General features: G+C 65.3%; 15 protein-coding genes. 6 read left to right on the top strand and 9 right to left on the bottom strand.

The window, feature by feature from the left end:
- The first annotated feature begins 7 nt into the window (after nt 1-7).
- From ACLJEU_RS18595 to ACLJEU_RS18580, 4 genes are all read left to right on the top strand, one after another.
- On the top strand, nt 8-808 hold the full coding sequence (locus ACLJEU_RS18595; RefSeq protein WP_414660010.1) for a VTC domain-containing protein: 801 nt from the start codon (nt 8-10) through the stop codon (nt 806-808).
- 18 nt (nt 809-826) lie between these two features.
- Entirely contained in the window at nt 827-1,513 is a 687-nt protein-coding gene (locus tag ACLJEU_RS18590) for a DUF4956 domain-containing protein (protein ID WP_414660011.1), read from the top strand.
- Complete coding sequence (locus tag ACLJEU_RS18585) at nt 1,510-2,595, top strand: HlyD family secretion protein (protein ID WP_414660012.1); 1,086 nt, start codon at nt 1,510-1,512, stop codon at nt 2,593-2,595. The genes ACLJEU_RS18590 and ACLJEU_RS18585 overlap by 4 nt, the downstream gene beginning before the upstream one ends.
- A 119-nt stretch (nt 2,596-2,714) precedes the next feature.
- Nucleotides 2,715-4,085, top strand: coding sequence for a glucoamylase family protein (locus ACLJEU_RS18580; protein ID WP_414660013.1), 1,371 nt, complete (start codon nt 2,715-2,717; stop codon nt 4,083-4,085).
- 356 nt (nt 4,086-4,441) lie between these two features.
- Here ACLJEU_RS18580 and ACLJEU_RS18575 read toward each other — a convergent pair whose 3' ends face one another.
- The 6 genes from ACLJEU_RS18575 to ACLJEU_RS18550 all read right to left on the bottom strand — a co-directional run bounded on the left by ACLJEU_RS18575 (nt 4,442) and on the right by ACLJEU_RS18550 (nt 11,266).
- Nucleotides 4,442-6,181, bottom strand: a complete 1,740-nt coding sequence (locus ACLJEU_RS18575) for a CotH kinase family protein (RefSeq protein WP_414660014.1) — start codon at nt 6,179-6,181, stop codon at nt 4,442-4,444.
- Nucleotides 6,182-6,457: 276 nt separating this feature from the next.
- A complete protein-coding gene (sufT, locus tag ACLJEU_RS18570) occupies nt 6,458-7,006 on the bottom strand; it encodes a putative Fe-S cluster assembly protein SufT (RefSeq protein ID WP_414660015.1) in 549 nt (182 codons plus the stop codon).
- A gap of 72 nt (nt 7,007-7,078) precedes the next feature.
- The gene (gene sufD / locus ACLJEU_RS18565; RefSeq protein ID WP_414660016.1) at nt 7,079-8,401 is read right to left on the bottom strand and encodes a Fe-S cluster assembly protein SufD; all 1,323 of its coding nucleotides are present in this window, start codon (nt 8,399-8,401) and stop codon (nt 7,079-7,081) included.
- Between the two features lie 103 nt (nt 8,402-8,504).
- On the bottom strand, nt 8,505-9,956 hold the full coding sequence (gene sufB / locus ACLJEU_RS18560; protein ID WP_414660017.1) for a Fe-S cluster assembly protein SufB: 1,452 nt from the start codon (nt 9,954-9,956) through the stop codon (nt 8,505-8,507).
- 45 nt (nt 9,957-10,001) lie between these two features.
- Entirely contained in the window at nt 10,002-10,766 is a 765-nt protein-coding gene (gene sufC, locus ACLJEU_RS18555) for a Fe-S cluster assembly ATPase SufC (protein WP_414660018.1), read from the bottom strand.
- Nucleotides 10,767-10,819: 53 nt separating this feature from the next.
- A complete protein-coding gene (locus ACLJEU_RS18550; RefSeq protein ID WP_414660019.1) occupies nt 10,820-11,266 on the bottom strand; it encodes a Fur family transcriptional regulator in 447 nt (148 codons plus the stop codon).
- Between the two features lie 226 nt (nt 11,267-11,492).
- On the opposite strand from ACLJEU_RS18550, the gene ACLJEU_RS18545 reads away from it, so the two are divergent.
- Complete coding sequence (locus ACLJEU_RS18545) at nt 11,493-12,683, top strand: porin (protein WP_414660020.1); 1,191 nt, start codon at nt 11,493-11,495, stop codon at nt 12,681-12,683.
- Between the two features lie 118 nt (nt 12,684-12,801).
- Here the strand turns inward: ACLJEU_RS18545 and ACLJEU_RS18540 are convergent, their stop codons facing one another.
- Together ACLJEU_RS18540 and trxB are read right to left on the bottom strand one after the other, a co-directional pair.
- Nucleotides 12,802-13,359, bottom strand: coding sequence for a M15 family metallopeptidase (locus ACLJEU_RS18540; RefSeq protein WP_414660021.1), 558 nt, complete (start codon nt 13,357-13,359; stop codon nt 12,802-12,804).
- 97 nt (nt 13,360-13,456) lie between these two features.
- On the bottom strand, nt 13,457-14,404 hold the full coding sequence (gene trxB, locus ACLJEU_RS18535; RefSeq protein ID WP_414660022.1) for a thioredoxin-disulfide reductase: 948 nt from the start codon (nt 14,402-14,404) through the stop codon (nt 13,457-13,459).
- Between the two features lie 242 nt (nt 14,405-14,646).
- Here trxB and ACLJEU_RS18530 point away from each other — a divergent pair, with 242 nt between their 5' ends.
- Nucleotides 14,647-15,789 carry a dipeptidase gene (locus tag ACLJEU_RS18530; protein WP_414660023.1) on the top strand — a complete coding sequence of 381 codons (1,143 nt, stop codon included), beginning with the start codon at nt 14,647-14,649 and terminating at the stop codon, nt 15,787-15,789.
- Here ACLJEU_RS18530 and ACLJEU_RS18525 read toward each other — a convergent pair.
- Nucleotides 15,776-15,928 (bottom strand): DUF3309 domain-containing protein, encoded by a 153-nt coding sequence (locus tag ACLJEU_RS18525; protein WP_414660024.1) that lies wholly within the window; start codon nt 15,926-15,928, stop codon nt 15,776-15,778. The two genes, ACLJEU_RS18530 and ACLJEU_RS18525, sit on opposite strands and share 14 nt — an antisense overlap.
- Nucleotides 15,929-16,000 lie beyond the last annotated feature (72 nt).

Raw genomic sequence — 16,000 nt, 5'->3', positions numbered from 1 at the left:
GCCTGACATGACCATCGATCGACTCCAGACCCAGCGCTTTGAACTCAAGTACCGGGTGGACGAAGCCACCGCCGTGGCCGTCCGCCGCTTCGTGCAGGCTTATCTCGTGCCCGATGATTTTGGCCAGAACCGCGCGATTCCGTCGTATCCCGTTCACAGCCTCTATCTCGATTCGGCGGAGCTCGCGCTCTATCGCGCGACGGTCAACGGCGACACCAAACGCTTCAAGCTGCGGGTGCGTTACTACGATGACCGGCCGGAGACGCCGGTTTACCTGGAGATCAAGCGGCGGGCCGATCGCTGCATCATGAAGGAACGCGCGCTGGTGACGAAGACCAACGCCGCGCGCCTGATCGCGGGAGAGGAGCCGGCGCTGCGTCATCTGGTGCGGCCGGACGCGCGCGGTTTCGCGGCACTGCGGACGTTCTGCGGCCTGATGCGGCGCATGGGGGCGACGCCCCGCGCGCACGTCGGCTACGAACGCGAAGCCTGGGTCAGCGCCGGCCGCAACGCCGTGCGCGTCACCATGGATCGCGCGATCCGGTGCGAGCCCTGCCTGCAATCGCGCTTCGAGACTGCGTTCGGGCACGGCCGGCCGGTGTTTGCGGACCGCGTGATCCTCGAGGTGAAGTTCACCGATCGCTTTCCGGCGTGGGTCGGTTCGATGGTGCAGGCGTTCGGGCTGCAGCAGCAGAGCGCGGCCAAGTACGTCGATGGCGTTGCGGCCTGCGGTGAGCCGCAGGTCCGGTTGATGCCGGCATTACCGGGCACGCCGCCGTCTTTTCCACCTGTGTCCGTCGCGATCTGATCTCCACGACCCAACTTCATGTTCGAATCCTTCCTGCACGGCGATCACGCCTCCGCTCCCACGGATTTTTCCGTGGTCGGCCTGGCGGTGCTGCTCTCGTTTCTCCTCGGGCAACTGATCGCGTGGGTCTACATGGCCACGCATTCGGGCCTCTCGTATTCCCGCGCCTTCGTGATCTCGCTGCTGCTGCTGCCGGTCCTGGTCGCGATCGTCATGATGGTGCTGGCCAACAGTCTCGTGGCGGCGGTGGGCGTGATGGCGGTGTTTGCCATCGTGCGGTTTCGCAATGTCGTGCGCGACACGCTCGACACGGCGCATGTGCTCGCGGCGATCGTGCTCGGCATGGCGTGCGGCCTGCAGAAATTCAGCACGGCGATCTTCGGCGGCGGCGTGGTGGCGGCGATCGTGGGCTACGCGTGGCTCACGTCGTTCGGCCGCCGCCGGCCGCACGACTTTCTCCTGCAACTGCAGTGGAGCCGACCCGTTGCGGAATTGCCCGAGCTGACCGCGTTTCTTGATCGCCATGCGCGCCGCTGTGTCTGTGCGCATCGCCGCAAAGCCGTCGACGGCCGCGCGACTGACCTCGCGTACACGCTCCAACTCCGTGATCCCGATCGCGCGGACGAACTGCTGCGCGAACTGGCGGCGGTGCCCGGTGCTTCGGAGATCACCGGCATTCCTGCGGGCGACGAATCTGAACCATGAAGGCCTCCCTCGCGCCGCTGCCCCGCATTCCCACGCCGTCGCGGCATCGCTGGCGCATCTTTTGCGCCGAGGCGTTGCCAGCCGTGATCTTCGCCGCCGGTGTGGTCGGCGTCATCCTGCTGTGGCGTCCGGCCGGCGCAGCCCCGACGCTCGTCGCCGAGGTCGAGCGCGTGCAGTCCGAGGTGAAGGCCGTGCGCGCCGGTGTGGTTACGGACGTGCGGGTGAAACTGCTCCAGTCCGTCGCGGCGGGTGATCCGATCGCACTGCTGCACACAAGCCCGCCCGAGGTGCTGGCGGCGTCGCTCGCGGTGATCCGGGCGGACATCGAGTTGTTGCGCGCCAATCTGCAACTGGAACTCGGCCCCCGCCGCGTCTCGCTGCAGGCGGCGCGGCTGCAGCTCGATTGGATGAAGGAGCGGGTGACGCTCGCCTCGCTGGGCGCCCAGCTGGAGCAGGCGGAGAGCGAGTTCCGGCGGCTGGACCCGTTGCATCGCCAGGGTTTGGTGACGGATTCCGCCTTCGACTCCGCGCGCCTGGTGCAGGAGCGGCTGCGCCTCGAGGGCATCGAGCAGCGGCGGCTGGTGGATCGGCTGGCACCGACGGTCGAGGCCGCCTGGCTGGCGTCGGACGACGTACCCGACCCGCTGGCGGCGGCGTTGCGCGTGCAGGAGGAGAAACTTCATTTGGCGGAAGCGCAATTTGCGCCGGTGAAACTCACCGCGCCCTTCGCCGGCATCGTGTCCACGGTGGTGTCGGTGCCCGGTACGACGGTCGCGACGGGTGACGTGGTGGCGACGGTTTCCGCCGAACGCTCTGAGCGGCTCGTGGGTTTCCTGCGTCAGCCGCTGCCGAAAGACATCCGCGTCGGGACCCGCGTGGAGCTGCGAGCCCGCACTGCCACCGGCCAGCGGGCCGTCGCGGCGATTACCGAAGTCGGCCGCGTCCTCGAACCGGTTTCGCCGACGGTGCTCGCGTTGTACAACCGCGCGCAGATGCCTGAACTCGGGTTGCGCGTGCACATCGCGCTGCCGCCGGGATTTTCCGCCCGACCCGGCGAGTGGGTGGATGTGACGGTGCGCTGATCGCGAGCAGGAGGGCACGCGGTCGTGACCGCGGCGTAAAAACCAACGCGCCGGCCGAGAATTTTCTTTCGCCTCATACCGTTGGACCGTTAGAAGGAGTGAGTCTGGTGGCTCGCATCATGCGAACACGCTTCAACCCCATTTTCCCGGGCGCGCGCGGGCTGCGCCTGACGATTGCACTGTCGCTTGTGCTCGCAAGCGGACCGATGCTCGGCGCCACGGAGCGCCCGTCGACGGAGGCGGCGTATCGTCTCGACGTTCAGGATACGGCGTTGCTCGACGAGCTGCAGCGCCGCGCGGTCCTCTATTTTGTGGAGCAGTCGGATCCCGTGACCGGACTGGCGATCGATCGGGCGTCGGTCGACGGCGCGTCGCGGCGGGCGCCGTCAAGTGTTGCGGCGACCGGCTTCGCGCTGACGGCCTGGTGCATCGGCGACGCCCGCGGCTGGGTGCGACCCGAGGAGGCACGACGGCGCGTGCGCGCCGCGTTGGAGACGCTGGTCGAGCGGCACGAGCACGAGCGCGGCTGGTTTTATCATTTTGTCGATGCGGCGAACGGCCGGCGGGTGTGGCAGAGTGAGGCCTCGACGATCGACACCGCGCTGTTGCTGCAGGGCGCGTTGCTGGCGCGCGAGTATTTCAAGGACGAGGCCATCACGGCGGCGGTGAACCGCATCTATGGCCGCATCGACTGGCGCTGGGCGCTCGATGGCGGCCGCACGCTGTCGCACGGCTGGAAGCCGGAGGGCGGATTCATTCCGCACCGGTGGGACAACTACGCCGAGACCCTCGGTTTGTATCTGCTCGGCATCGGCGCCTCGGCCCAGTCGCTGCCGGCTGAAACGTGGCACGCCTGGCGGCGCGAGCGCCGGAGTATTCATGAAGGCAGGACGTACGTGCAGGGCGGGGCGCTTTTCACCCACCAGTACGCGCACGCGTGGTTCGACTTTCGCGGCCGGCGTGACGCCTACGCGGATTACTGGCAGAATTCGGTCGATGCGACCCTCGCGCAGCGGGCGTGGTCCGCGGCGCAGCAGGATCGGTTTCCCTTCTGGTCCCGCGATCTGTGGGGCCTGACGGCGTCGGACAGCGCCCGTGGCTACCTGCCGTGGGGATCGCCCTGGCCGGCAAAACCGGCCGACGATCTTAGCGACGGCACGCTCGTGCCGTGTGCGCCCGGTGGCTCGCTGCCCTTCGCGCCCGCCGAGTGCCTGACCGCGCTACACCGCATGCGGGACGTGGGCGGCGAGCGCGTGTGGGGGCGTTATGGCTTTGTGGATGCGTTCAATCCGCAGACCGGCTGGGCGTCCGGGGACGTCATCGGGATCAACGTCGGCATCACGCTGTTGATGGCCGAGAATCTGCGCAGCGGACTGGTCTGGCGGACGTTCATGCGCGCGCCCGAAGTGCAACGCGGCCTGCGGCTCGCGGGCTTCAATCGCATGCCGGTGGCGGAGAATCCCGGCGTGCTGGCGACAGTCACGCGGTGATGCTGGCCTGGGTGCTGGGCGGATTTCGGAGTTCGGTCTGATACCAATCGCTCCTTGCTTTTGGACTTCTGGATCGATCGTGGCTACGAGCGCCAGCGAGTGGCCGTTCGGCCACTCGCTGGCACTCGTAGCCACGGCTAAAGTCCAAAGGCAAAGAGCGATTGGTCTGAGCCTCCAGGAGCACAGGCGTACCAACCGAATTCTCTTTCGATTCTTCTGCGATGCGGGCCGGAGGCCTGCGCTCCCGGGGGCTCCGTTGCCGCGTGGTGCTCCGGTTGCCTGAGCGACGGTCGCGGGAGCGCAGGCGTCCCGCCGCCGGCTTCGGCCCATTTCCGGCCGTAGGACAGCGTTCCCGCTCAATTCCCGCCGCCGCCGAGTTTCTTGATCTCGGGATGGTTCAGCAGAAAGGCGCGGCGTTGATCGGCGAAGCTCTGCAGGCTGCGCGGGCTGCCGACGAGGCTCTCGCTGAAGGCTGCGTAGCTCTCGAGCTTGCGGGTGTCGCGCTTCACGTCGGCGTCGATGAGGTCGTGAAACTCCCGGGCGATCGGACCAAGTTTCTTCCAGTCGAGCCAGGTCTCGGCCATTTCGCGCACATAGCCGAGGTAACGCGTGCGCAGCGCCGGGACCGCGAGGAGCTTGGCGGCGAGGGCGGCGTTGGGATTCTTGATGGCCGCCAGCGGATCGAGCGTCGGTCCGCCGCCAGCGCCCGGAAAACCGAAACCGCCGCGTCCGCCGCCCGGACCGCCCGGACCGCCGGGACCGCGCCCGGGCTCGCCGGGCTCGCCGCGGGGGCGTTCGCCGCCCGGACCAAACCCTGGATTCACGTTGCCGCCCGGACCGCCGGCCACGTCGGGGCCGCCGGGACCACCTGGCCCACCGGGTCCACGCGGACCGCCGCGGCCACCCGGGCCGCCGCCAAAGCTGAAGGTTTCGTTCATGTCGTGCGGGATGACGTGGAGCCGGCCCTTGTCGTCTTCGCCAATCGTATAATCGCTGGCGCGCGTCCAGAAGCCGTCGCCGTTGGCGAACGTGACATCGAGCGCGAGGAACTTCAGCGCGCCGTCGACATCGAGGTGCGGCGCGAGGGCGGCCTCGAGTTGTTCCGGCGGCGTCTCCTCGAGCAGCTTGCAGACGCGGATCAGTTTCGCCCACGAGGCCGCGTCGTCCTTCGACTTGATTTCGTAGATGCGCTTGTAGGCCGAAGCGTCGTCGCCGAGGTAGGCCAGTCCGCCGCGGCCACCGGGACTGCCGCCGACTTTCCAGCGCGCGCCCTTGCTCGAGCCAAACCTGCTTTTCAGAAAGTCCTTGTTGAACTGTTCGGCGCTGCCGTAGACGCCCCAGTTCTCGCCACCGATCACGACGCGCACGAAATTCACCTTGGGTGCAGGGACGTACTCCTGCGCGATGCGACTGAAAAGCGCGCTGCGGATGAACGAAGGATCCTCGTGCGCGTTGAGCAGATTCAGCGTCCGATAGCCGAGGAGGTTCTGGTCCTCGCGGGCGTAGTCGAGCGTCACGTTGAGCGAGCGTTTCCGGCCCGTGCCGACCATCATGTAGGAGGACATGCCGCGGAAGTGGACGCCGACGTCGCGGTACGTTTTGCCGTCCACCTGGAGCGTGGCGGGAATGTCGACGTCGGTCCGGTTGAAGTCCTCCATTTCCTTTTCCCAATCGGTGCTCTCGAAATCGAGAAAGAGCGTGCGCAGCGTCTTCACGTCGTAAAGCGCCTCTGCGCCGTAGGCTTTCACGTCGGCCGCCGCGAGTTTCTCGCCGGGACCCACGGGCTCCTGCTCGCCGCCGCGCCCGAAGCCGCCGCGCGGTCCGGGAAAACGTCCGCCCGGGCCACCGGGTCCGCCGCGACCGTTTGCGCGATTGGCGAGGTGAAATTCGCGGGCGGCCTTGCGCTCGTCGGCGTCGAGCCGCTTGTCGCCGTCCTTGTCAAACTGCGCGACCAGCTTCGTCTCCTGCATCATCGGCGGCCCAAAGCCGCGGCCGGGACCGCCTGGAGGAAAACCGGGCGGCGGTCCGTCCGGTTGTGCAAACAGCGGGAAGCCGGTGCCGGCGGCGAGAACGAGGGCGAGGTAACGGGTGCGCATGGAGGTGAGGGGTAGGACGCAGCCAACGGACGAGAGTCACAGGAGAAACCGGAGGTTGAAAACCGGAAACCGGAGACCGGAGACCGGAAACCGGAGGCCGGAGACAGGAAATCGGAGACTGGACACAGGAGACTGGAGTCAGGGGACAGGTGACCGTCCTACTGACACGAAACTCGATCGGGGTGGCTCGGAAGTTTCCGGTCTCAGGTCTCCGGTTTCCGGTTTTCAATCTCCGGTTTCTCCCCGGCTCGGTTCCGGAGGCGAGCAACCGCAACGTCAAATCAGTCCCAGCTTCATCTTCCCTTCTTCGGAGATCATCTGCTGATTCCACGGCGGATCCCAGGTGATGCGCACGTCGGCATCGCTGACTCCGGGCACGAGCAGAATCTTGGATTTGGCGTCCTCCGCGATTGCCGGACCCATGCCGCAACCGGGCGCGGTGAGCGTCATGGCGACGTTCACGCGAAAGCCGGGCTCGGGCTCTTCAATCTTCGCGACGTCCATCGAGTAGACGAGCCCGAGGTCGACGATGTTGACGGGAATCTCGGGGTCGAACACGTGACGGAGCTGGGCCCAGATGGCCTCGGGATCGGGTGCGCCGTCGGCGAGGGTGGGTGCGGCCACGCTGTGATCGGCGGCCGTCTCACCGAGCGCGTCGCCGTCCTTGCCGTCGATGCGGAAGAGGCCGAAGTCGGTCTGCACCGTGTAGCTGCCACCGAGCGTCTGGTGAATGAAGACGCGGGAGTTGGCGGCCAACGTCTGCTTGTCACCGGACGGAATCTGCGTGGCGGTGACTTCGCGGGAGAGGTTTCGTTCGCGGTTCATGGTTCGACAGAATCTACAGAATGAGAAAAGGCTCGGCCTGAATTCCGCCGATTTTGTCCATTCTGTCCAATCTCACTTGGTGAACTTGGTTTGGATCAGCGTGCGGAGGGCCGCGTGGAGATCGTCGTTGGTGAGACGGTTCAGCACTTCCTCGAAGAAACCGAACGTGAGCAGTTCGTCGGCGGCGGCTTTCGCGATGCCACGGGACTGCAGATAAAACTCCTGCTCGGGATCGATGCGGCTGCTGGTGGCGCCGTGCGTGCAGCGAACATCATTCGCCTGGATTTCCAGACCGGGGAGCGAGTTGGCCTCGGCGTCCTCGCTGAGCATCAGGTTGCGATTACTCTGGTAGGCGTCGGTTTTCTGCGCGTCCGGATCGACGATGATCAGGCCGGAGAAAATCGTGCGGGCGCGGTTGAGCAGCGCATTTTTGTAGAGGAGATCCGACTTCGTGTTCGGCGCCTGGTGAATCTGCAAGGTGCGCTGATCGAACTCCTGTTCGTCATGCGCCACAGTCAGCGCGAGCATCTCGGAAAACGCGCCGGGTGCCTGCAGCTGCGAGAGCGATTCGTGGCGCGCCTGGCGTCCGCCAAGGTGCAGATTCAACGACTGCACGCGGGCGTCACGACGGACGACGGTGGAGTTCGACTGGAACGACAGCGTGCGGTGACTCCAGTCCTGCTTGCCGACGTAGGTGATCTGCGCGCCATGGCCGGCGTAGAGATCGTTGGCGCCGGCGGCGAACTGCGCCTGCGTGTCGTTGGCCGAGCCGAAGTACTCGATGACCGTGACGCGGGAGTTTTCGCCCGCCACGACGAGCGTGTGCGGGAAGACGGCGGTGGTGTCGCCGAGCGCGTAGGAGAACACGCCGATCGGCAGTTCCACGTCGACGCCCTTCGGCACGTAGATGAAGGCGCCGTCGGTGAGGAAGGCCTCGTGCAACGCGGAGAATTTCGCGCCGCCGAGCTTCGGCGGCTGAGCGAGGAGATGTTCGCGCACGAGATCACCGTGCTGGACGAGGGCGTTTTGCAGCGTGTCGACGATGACGCCACGCTGCGCGAGATCCGCGGGGAGCGTTTCGCGCGAGAAGAGCCGGCCGTTGGCGAAGACGAGCTTCGCGGCCTTCGGGATGCCGATGGGCGCGTGCGGCACGGAGGTGGCGGGCGCGGCGAGCGTGAAACCGTCGAGCGTCAGCGTGCTGATGTTGCTGAAGCGCCACGCTTCATCCGTGCGCACCGGCATCGGCAGCGCGCTGAAACGTTCAAACGCGGCGCGCTTGCGATCGAGCCACCACGCGGGCAGCGGCGGCAGGCTGGCGAGATGCGCGGCGAAAGCGTCGGCGGTGAAGCTACCCACGAGTGACTTGGCGGGACTGGTTAAAACGGGAGCGGACATGGCAAAATTGCGGATTGCGAAGTGCGAACTGCGGATTTTCAGCACGACTGCCGGGTCGCGGATCGAAAATCCGCAGTCCGCAATCCGAAATCCGCAGTAGGTATCAGCCGACCGATCCTTCCATTTCGAGGTCGATGAGCCGTTTGAGTTCGACCGAGTATTCCATCGGGAACTGGCGGGCGAGGTCGTTGATGAAGCCGTTCACGGCGAGGCTCATCGCCTGGCCCTCGGTGAGACCGCGCTGCTGCATGTAGAAGATCATTTCTTCATTCACCTTCGAGACGCTGGCCTCGTGCTGCACGTAGTTGCGGTCGCCGCGGACGGTGATCGCCGGATACGTGTCGGTGCGGCTGTTGGAATTGATCAGCAGGGCGTCGCACTCGGTGTTGTTCTTGCAGCCCTTGAGATGCTTCGGGATGTGGACGACGCCGCGATACGTGCTGCGGCCCTGGCCAACCGAGATGGACTTGGCGACGATGTTGGACGTCGTCTCGTCGGCGGCGTGAATCATCTTCGCGCCGGTGTCCTGGTGCTGGCCGTCGTTGGCGAGCGCGATGGAGATGACCTCGCCGCGGGCCTTGCGGCCCTTGAGGACCACGCCCGGATATTTCATCGTGAGGCGGGAGCCGATGTTGCAGTCGATCCACTTGATCTCGGCCTCCTCGTGCGCGACGCCGCGCTTGGTCACGAGGTTGAACACGTTGTTCGCCCAGTTTTGCACGGTGATGTACTGGATCTTCGCGCCCTTGAGGGCGACGAGCTCGACGACCGCGCTGTGCAGGGTGGAGGTCGAGAACTTCGGCGCGGTGCAGCCTTCCATGTACGTCACCTCGGCGCCTTCGTCGCAGATGATGAGCGTGCGCTCGAACTGACCGAAGTTTTCCGCGTTGATGCGGAAGTAGGCCTGCAGCGGCTGCGCGACCTTCACGCCCTTCGGGACGTAAATGAACGAGCCGCCGGAGAACACGGCGCTGTTGAGCGCGGAGAACTTGTTGTCGCCGGTCGGGATAACCTTGCCGAAAAACTTCCGGAAGATCTCGGGATGTTCGCGCAAGGCTTCCGTCGAGTTGGCGAAGATCACGCCCTGCTTGGCGACGATCTCCTTGATATTCGAGTACGCGGCCTCGGAGTCGAACTGGGCCTCGACGCCGGCGAGGAACTTGCGCTCTTGCTCCGGAATGCCGAGTCGCTCGAACGTCTTCTTGATGTCGTCCGGCACCTCGTCCCAGGTGCGCTTGGGCTTCTGGCCCTGCGAGAGATAATACCGGATTTTGTCGAAATTGATGTTCTCGAGATCCTTCGTTGCCCAATGCGTCGGCATCGGCTTTGAGCGAAACACTTTCAGCGCGTTGTGGCGGAAGTCGCGGATCCACGACGCCTCCTTCTTGACGCTGCTGATGTAGTCGACGGTCTTCTCGTTAAGCCCGGTGCCGGCGTCGAATTCGTACGTCATGTCGTACTGAAAATCGCCCTTGGTCTGGTCGATGCCAGCCACGGGATTGGCCGCCTCTTCAAAGGGCGGTGCGGAGGAAACAGTCTCGGTTGCGGACTTCATGGTGGATCTGAAATTTGAGATCTAAGATGTGAGATCGGGCCGGACTTACGCCGGCACGGCCGCAGCGAGTTCTTTTTTGACCCAGTCGTAGCCCTTGGCCTCGAGTTCGAGGGCGAGGGACTTGTCGCCGCTCTTCACGATCCGGCCGTCGTACATGACGTGCACGAAATCCGGGACGATGTAGGAAAGTAGACGCTGATAGTGGGTGATCATCAGCACGCCAAGATTCGTGCTCCGAAGGGCGTTCACGCCGTCGGCGACGATCCGCAGCGCGTCGATGTCGAGGCCGGAGTCGGTCTCGTCCATCAGCGCGAACTTCGGCTCGAGCATGGCCATCTGCAGGATTTCGCAGCGCTTCTTCTCGCCGCCGGAGAAACCGTCATTGACCGAGCGGGACGTGAACTTCCGGTCGATCTTGAGCATGTCCATCTTCGAGTAGAGCCGCTTGTAGTAGGCGGTGGCGTCGAGTTCCTCGCCCTCGGCCATGCGCGCCTGCTGGGCGGCGCGGAGGAAATTGGCGATCGAAACGCCGGGGATTTCGCTCGGGTACTGGAAGGCCAGGAAAAGTCCGGCGCGCGCGCGCTCGTCGGCTTCCATCCCGAGAATCGACTTCCCGTCGAGCAGCACGTCGCCGCTCGTCAGCGTGTAGTCGGGATGCCCGGCGATGACCTTCGCGAGGGTCGACTTGCCGGTGCCGTTAGGCCCCATGATGGCATGGACTTCGCCACTGTTGATCGTGAGCGAGAGACCCTTGACGATTTCCTTTTCGCCGATGGAGGCGTGGAGATTTTGGATGACGAGCGAGGACATGATTCGAAAAAGTGGAAAAGGGGCGGGAGACGGGTGACGGAGCGTTCCTGAGATCAGCGGGTGTGGGTCGCGCTGTCCGAGGCGGACTGGGCTTTGCCGCGAAATGTGATCTCAACCGACTTCGCGTCGAAGCCGCTGGGCAGAACGCCGTTCAACGTTTCGAGCACCGACGGCGGCAGATCGATGTCGTGCGTGCGGCCGGTCTTCTCGTCGTGAAAATGTGCGTGCGGCCGGAGATTCGGGCAGTACCGCGTCGGCCCGCGCTCAAAGTTCACTGCGCGGACGAGGTCGCATTGCACGAGCGTTTCCAGGCAGTTGTAGACCGTCGCCAACGAAATTGTCGGCAAATCTGACTTCACTCGGGCGAACACTTCGTCCGCCGTCGGATGATCGCGTTTCTTGAGGAGTACTTCGTAAACCACCTCGCGCTGGGGCGTGGAGCGGAGGCCGCTGTCGGCGAGACGCTGGGAAAGGGCGTCGGAGTTTTCGGTGGCAGCCATGTGTGGGAGGAAGGAGCAACGAATTGGAATGGTTCTAAGGCGCAAGTAATAATTGGAATTATTCTAAACAAAGAGCGCGGATGGTGGCACCGACAGGAGACCGGCTGCGAATTCGCTGTGAGTCCGTTCTCTTCGTCGGCTTCAAAACACGCGATTTTCAGTCACCGCAATTTGGGTTGGAGGCGGTCGGCTCCGCGCTCAGCGTTCCCGCACCTCGCCCCTCCCCATGCTGCTCCTCCGACGATATTTTGCGCTGGCCGGCTGCCTGTGTGCAGCGGTGGCGAACGCCCAACCCGATGCCGCTGCGATCGAGGCCCGGCTCAGCCGGCTTGAAGCCGCGCTGGCCCGAATTGAAGCGCGCCTCGGCGATCGCGCGAACGTGCCGGAACTGGCACCGGTTGCGCGGGAGCTGAGCGAGGTGACCCGCGACGTGGCGACAAAAGTGCCGACGGCGATTCCCGCCCAGATGGCCGGGCGCGAGGAGAAACTGGCGGTGGGCGGCCTGCTGCAGGTCAATGCCGGAGCCGGCGGGGTGCCCGATGCCCGCTACGACGGCGTGCGCAACCGTTTCCTCGTGCGTCGCGCGCGGCTGATGGTGCGCGGAAGTTTTGCGGAGAACGTTGACTTCATGTTTCTGCCGGAATTCGGCAACGCGGCCATCACGGGCGTCAGCGGTTATCGCGGGCAGTTGACCGACGCGTATGTGACGTGGAGAAAATATCCGCAGGCCACGCTGCAAGCCGGACAATTCAAGACGCCGTTCGGCTACGAACAGTTGATCAGTGACGCGAAGGTCGTGACGGTCGAACGCTCGCTGCCCAACGATCGCCTGACCTTTGGCCGGCAAATCGGCGCCAGCCTCTCGGGTGTCGCCGCAGGCGAGACCCTCACGTACTCGGCTGGACTCTTCAACGGCAACGGCACCAACAACGGCAACAACGATAACGACCAGATGATGTCGGCCGCGCGCGTGGGGGCGGTGGTCTGGACGCACGGCACCGACAGCCTGCGGATCAACGCGAATCTGCTCCACTCGCGCGACACCGGTGTCTTCACCGGCACGCGCGACGGACGCGGGATCGATGTGCAGTTTGCGCGCGGGCCGCTGGAGGTGGCGGCGGAGTATCTGCGCGTCGACTCCGCCCGCGCTGGTGGCAGCACGATCGTTGCCGACGGCTGGATGGCGCAGGCGACGTGGTTTTTCGGCTCGAAGATCTGGCAGGCCGTCGCCCGTTTCGAAACGTTCGATGCGAATCGTCGGGCCGCAGGCAATGTCAGCGACGGCTGGGTCCTCGGCTTCAATTACTACCTGAAAGGCGACGATCTGAAACTTTCGTTCAACTACCACCTGGGCAATCCGGCCGGCCCGCAGGCGCAGGAGGATCGCGTCCTCGGGCGGGTGCAGGTGGTGTTCTGACCTGCGGCGCGCGGCAGTTGAAAGGTGAAGGGTGAAAGTTGAAAGACCCGAACCTTTAGGGGTTGCGGCCAGCTCCGGTCTTTCACCCTTCAACTTTCACCTTTCAACTGCTTCCCTCCTACACCGACCCTTCCTGCCAGAACCAATGCCACGGCTCGTAGCCGATGCCGTGCGGGTTGTCGCGCGGGTAGGAAAGCGTGAAACCGAATTCTCCGGCGTGCCACTCGAGCCAGCGGTAGGCGGCGGTGTGGGCGAAGTCCTCGTCGAGTTCGAGATGATCGGGTGAACCGATGTCCAGCGCGCGCCCCGAGTGATGTTCGCTGAAACCGGGCGCGGCGACGTAACGCAGAATGGCGTCGAGCTGCTGACCGGCGGCGAGTTTCTCCCGAAAAATCTCGGCCTGGCGTGCCACCGAGCGGAAGCCCGAGATCGGCATCAACTCAAGGTCATCACGCGCCGCCGCGCTCCGCATGTTGGCCCATGCCTCGGCGGCCGGACGCACCAGCAGGATGGGCCGGCCGTCGTCGTTGATGCCCACCTCGACCAGTTCACCGGCGGGCGCATCCGCATACGCGACGAGCTGGCGCTCCGCCGCATACGTTGCCGGGATCCGTAACTCGCGATGCAGCGCCGCGAGTGGGCGGGAGAGGGGCGGGTTTGGTTTCGGGCTCGGCACGATCGGATCCTCCGGGACTGGCGTTGACGTGGGAACGGTCTCCACGCCGGCCGCCGGTCGCACGCTACAAAAAACGCGGGCGCGTACGGGCGTCAAACTAGCCGCCGTGTTCGGCGAGCCAGCGCTCCGCGTCGATTGCGGCCTGGCAGCCCATGCCCGCGGCGGTGATGGCCTGGCGATACGTATGATCGGAGCAGTCGCCGGCGACATAGACCCCGGGGACGTTCGTCTGCACCTGAGAGCCCGCCTGTGGCTTGAAGTAGCCGCCTTCATCCACGTCCAGCGGCGGAGCGAAGGGGCCGGTGTTCGGAATGTGGCCAATCGCGACAAAGATGCCTTTCACGGGCAGGACCGACTCGGCACCGGTTTTCACGTTCTTCACCTTGAGGCCGTTGACCGCGCCCTCCTTCACGCCGAGCACTTCGACCGGCACGCTGTCCCAGACCATCTGGATTTTTTCATGCGACGTCGCGCGGTCGGCCATGATCTTCGAGGCGCGCAGGGTGTCGCGACGATGGACGAGATAAACCTTGCTCGCGAAACGGGTGAGAAACAGCGCCTCTTCGGCCGCGCTGTCGCCGCCCCCGAGCACCGCGACTTCCATCTTGCGGTAGAACGCCCCGTCGCAGGTGGCGCAGGTCGTCACGCCCTTGCCGCCGTACAATTCCTTCTCGCCCGGAATCCCGGTGAGGCGCGGCGAGGCGCCGGTCGCAATGATGACGCTCTTCGCGAGGATCACGCGGTCTCCGCAGATCAACTTGCGCGGCGTGGACGTGAAATCCACGGCGGTGACCATCGCCTGCTCGAAGCGCGTCCCGAATCGCGTCGCCTGCGCGCGCATGTTCTGCGTGAGCTGAAAGCCGTCCACGCCGTGCTCGAAGCCGGGGAAGTTTTCCACCTCGCTGGTGGTCGTGAGCTGGCCGCCGGGCAGCGGGCCCTCGAGCACGAGCGGATTCAGATTGGCCCGGCCGGTGTAGATGGCGGCGGTGAGACCCGCGCAACCGGTGCCGATGATGACGACGTTTTCAACAGGAGGGTTCGACATGTGAAGCGTGACGGAAAGACAGAGACGCGGTCTCGCGTGACTGCAACTCCGGAGATGCAGTACCAATCGCTCGATGCCTTTCGACTGTAGCCGTGGCTGCGAGCGCCAGCGAGTGGCCGAACGACCACTCGCTGGCGCTCGTAGCTACGTTCGATCAGGAGGTCCAAGAGCAAAGGGCGATTGGTCTAACATGAGGATAAGATCACGTTGCACCAGTGGCCCCGGATCGCATCGTCCGCGGGATGTCCCCGGATTCCGCGAGCGCGTTGCACGAACGCTTGTTCACCTTCGACACGCACTGTGACACGCCCACCGCCTCGCTGATCAAGCCCGGCTGGGATTTCGGTGCGCGCCACGATTTCGCCGTCGATGGATCGCAGTGCGATCTGCCGCGGCTGCGCGACGGCGGCGTCGATGCGATGATGTTCGCCGTCTACGTGGGCCAGGCGGCACGAACGCCGGCCGGGCATGCGGTGGCTCACGACGTGGCGCTGCGGTGCTTTGAGCGGACGCATGCCGTGCTGCGCGAAAACGCGGCGCAGTGCGGCCTGGCGCTATCGGCGGACGACGGTCCGCGCCTGAAAGCGGAGGGGCGTCGTGCGATCTATCTGAGCATTGAAAACGCGTACTCCCTCGGGCGCGATCCGGGCCACGTCGCGACCTTTCACCGGCTGGGCGTGCGCATGCTCGGCCTCACGCACATGCTCAACAACGAGGTCGCCGATGCGTCGACGGATCCCCGCGGACCGGAGTGGGGCGGTCTGAGCCCGCTCGGACGTGAGATTGTGGCCGAGTGCAACCGGCTCGGGATTGTGCTCGATGCCTCGCACGCGAGCGATGCCGTCCTCGAACAACTCCTCGCGCTCTCGAGCGCGCCGGTCGTGTTGTCGCACAGCGGGCCGCGCGGAGCGTGCGATCATCCGCGGAATGTCGGTGACGACCTGCTCCGGGCACTCGCGACCAAGGGCGGCGTGATCCAAATCAATGCGCTCGCGATCGCGTTGCGCGATGATCCCGGCAATGGCCGGACCGCGGGCATTGCCGACGTGCTGATGCAGTATCGCGATGCGGTGCCGACGCCGGAAATGCGCGCCGCGGAGAGTCGCGCGTACGATGTCGTGTGCGCGCAACACCCCAACCCGACGGTGTCACTCGACGACGTGATTCGTCACATCGAGCACGCTGTGGCCGTGGCTGGCATTGACCACGTCGGGATCGGTTTCGATCTCGACGGCGGGGGCGGGGGCTTCGCCGGCCTGCGCGACGTCAGCGACTATCCCAACGTCACCCGCGCTCTCCTGGCTCGCGGCTGGAGCGAGGAGGCGCTGGCCAAACTGTGGGGCGGCAACACGCAGCGCGTGCTGCGCGCGGCTAGCGTGATTTGAAGCCGCCCGTCAGCAGCAGAATCACGCAGATGAGGACAATCAGGCCGACGGCACCGCCGCCGAACACCGGACCGCCGAAGTAAAAGCCGCCGCCACCGAACAAGAGCAGCAATACGATGATGAGAAGGAGGGGATTCATCCCATCATGGTACGGTGCGGCGCGCCCCGGTTCCGTGGGCGTGCGAATAGTTCCCGCAAACGGGATTGCACG

Origin of the sequence: Terrisphaera buseokensis, assembly GCF_047521145.2 — a bacterium.
Classification (GTDB): domain Bacteria; phylum Verrucomicrobiota; class Verrucomicrobiia; order Opitutales; family Opitutaceae; genus ER46.
Note: the sequence above shows the minus strand (reverse complement) of the source record. Positions and strands in the feature narration are given on the sequence as shown.